Below are 2,040 nucleotides of genomic sequence, written 5' to 3' on the forward strand. Positions count from 1 at the left end.
AAGAGCCAGCTGCCCGGCGGCCGCCTGCCCGGCGGCCAGCTGCCCGGCGGTACCGTCGGTACCTGGATCAAGCAAGCACTGGCCGTGCTGCAGCAGTTGGGCTACGACATCAGCAAAATTGATCCACAGGACATCGCGATCATCATCCAGCACGAATCGGGCGGCAATCCCAATGCCGTCAACAATTGGGATAGCAATGCCGCCGCGGGAACACCCTCGATCGGGCTCATGCAGACCATCGGCCCGACGTTCAACCAGTACGCCGCGCCCGGGCACAAGAACATTTACAATCCGGTCGACAATATCGTCGCCGGGGTCCGCTACGCGATAAGCCGATACGGCTCGGTCCACCGTGTGCCAGGCGTCAAGGCGGTACGGTACGGCCTACCGTACAAGCCCTACTGATGCCACCGCCGCAGCGGGACACACCGGATCCGAGCCTCGACGCGCACGAGACCCGGCCCGGCACAACGACATCCGCACCGCGCCGAAACGCGACACGAGGGACTGCGCCACGGGCGCCGACCGGAATACCGGCCCCTCTCGCACAGCAGCCTGCCACCACCGCGGGCGGGCGCGCTCCGGCGGCAGCACCGAGTGCCGAATCGGCTACCGCGGCAACCGGATCGCCCGCCACCCGCCCCGACGCACTCGCCGGATTCGGCTCCAGCGCACCATACGCGGCGGCGGCGCTCGGCGCGCTGACATCCATTGCCGCCCAGTACGGCAGGGCCGACCCCAGCGCCGATACCGGTCAGCCGTACGCACCGCCCGCGCTCGGCTCCGGACAACCGACCTCTTGGCCCGGCGAATCGGGATCACAGTACGCGGCCAACAATCTCGATACCGGCCGCCGCGCGCAATCGACGCAGTCCTTGAACGCCGAACTCGGCCGCCTGCTGGGTGGCGCCGCCGATAGCACCATTCAGGGCCGGGCGGCCATCGACGGCATTGTCGCCGAGGTGAATACGGCCATGACCGCACTCGGCGGCGTCGCGGATACCACCGCCGGGCGGCAAATGCTGATCAGCACACTCAGCAATGCCTTACACCGCGCGGGCACCGTGCTCGGGCAGGGACAGGCCGCCGCGGCGATTACCGCGGACAAGGTTGCCGCACTGGCCGACCAATTCCTGCGGAACGCGCGCCCGACCCGGCAGCCGCCGCGTCGGGCCCAGCCGAGTACCGGCGGATCCAGCGCAGGTCCGCCCCGCACCCGCCCGTCCGGTCGCACGGGTCAGTGGATCAACGACGCCTTGCGCGTCTTGGCTGCCAATGGCTACGACACCCGACACATCAATCCCGCCGATATCGCCGCGATCATCCAGCACGAATCCGCGGGCGATCCGAATGCGATCAATCTCTGGGACAGCAACGCCGCCAAGGGAACTCCGTCCAAGGGCCTGATGCAGACCATCGACCCCACCTTCAACGCCTACGCGCTGCCCGGCCACCGCGATATCTGGAATCCGGTCGACAACATCATCGCGGGCGTGCGGTACGCCATCGACCGCTACGGTTCGGTCAGCAATGTGCCGGGCATCCAGGCTATGCACCAAGGCGGCCATTACGTCGGCTACTGAGCCGACGATGAGGTCGGCGATCGACTGTCGAGACCAGCAGGTGGCGTGATAACCACGCGGCAGATCGACCACTTTCACGACATCATGGGTACGCGGGGCGGGTGGCGTGATAACCACGCGGCAGATTGACCACTTTCACGACATCACCGGTACGCGGGGCCTCGACACATTGGCCGTTTCCGATGTACATCATGACGTGACCAGGATTCCCGTTGTTGAATTGGGCGTCGGGGAAGATCAGGTCGCCGGCGCGGATATCGGCCGGATTGACCTTCGGCAGCTGTTGATACTGGTCCTGGGACACACGTGGGATCTTCACACCCGCCTGGGCCGCGGCGTATTGCATCAGCCCGGAGCAGTCGAAGGAATTCGGACCTGTGGCACCCCACACATACGGCACGCCACGTTTGGACAAGGCGACCTGGATCGCCTTCTGCGCGGCCGTGGACGTCGGAGC

Annotated in this window: 3 protein-coding genes; 2 read left to right on the forward strand and 1 reads right to left on the reverse strand. The window is 66.5% G+C overall.

The window, feature by feature from the left end; genetic code table 11:
- On the forward strand, positions 1–405 hold a 405-nt coding region (locus AB0L63_RS32680; RefSeq protein WP_364509004.1), incomplete at its 5' end, for a transglycosylase SLT domain-containing protein.
- The gene (locus AB0L63_RS32685) at positions 405–1,583 is read left to right on the forward strand and encodes a transglycosylase SLT domain-containing protein (protein WP_364509006.1); all 1,179 of its coding nucleotides are present in this window, start codon (positions 405–407) and stop codon (positions 1,581–1,583) included. The genes AB0L63_RS32680 and AB0L63_RS32685, both read left to right, overlap by 1 nt.
- Before the next feature lie 82 nt (positions 1,584–1,665).
- Here the strand turns inward: AB0L63_RS32685 and AB0L63_RS32690 are convergent.
- Positions 1,666–2,040, reverse strand: a 375-nt coding sequence (locus AB0L63_RS32690) for a C40 family peptidase (protein ID WP_364509008.1), incomplete at its 5' end; no start/stop codon positions are given.

The organism is Nocardia sp. NPDC051990 (genome assembly GCF_040680755.1).
Classification (GTDB): Bacteria; Actinomycetota; Actinomycetes; order Mycobacteriales; family Mycobacteriaceae; genus Nocardia.